The organism is Corynebacterium lipophiloflavum DSM 44291 (genome assembly GCF_000159635.1).
GTDB classification, from domain to species: domain Bacteria; phylum Actinomycetota; class Actinomycetes; order Mycobacteriales; family Mycobacteriaceae; genus Corynebacterium; species Corynebacterium lipophiloflavum.
Genome location: NZ_GG667235.1, coordinates 1 through 301, shown reverse-complemented (window position 1 = coordinate 301; position 301 = coordinate 1). Strand labels below are relative to the sequence as shown.

General features: G+C 64.5%; 1 protein-coding gene. It reads left to right on the top strand.

Features of this window, described 5'->3' with window-relative positions:
• A partial coding sequence (locus HMPREF0298_RS11335; RefSeq protein WP_211205448.1) for a transposase occupies positions 1 to 301 on the top strand: 301 nt, incomplete at both ends.

The following is a 301-nucleotide window of genomic DNA, read 5'->3' as shown; positions in this document are numbered from 1 at the left end:
ACCCTACCTCTATGTTTCCTGCGACGCATTGACCATGAAGGTCCGTGAAGGCGGGCGCGTGGTCAAGACCTCCGTCCTGCTGGCCACCGGCGTGAACGCGGAAGGCTACCGCGAACTACTCGGCATGCAGGTCGCCACATCCGAGTCCGTGGCCTCCTGGACCGGTTTCTTCCGCGACCTCAAGGCCCGGGGCCTAAACGACGTCTACCTGGTCACCAGCGACGCACACTTGGGCATCCAGCACGCCATCGGCGAGGTCCTGCCGAACGCCTCCTGGCAACGGTGTCGCACGCACTTCGCT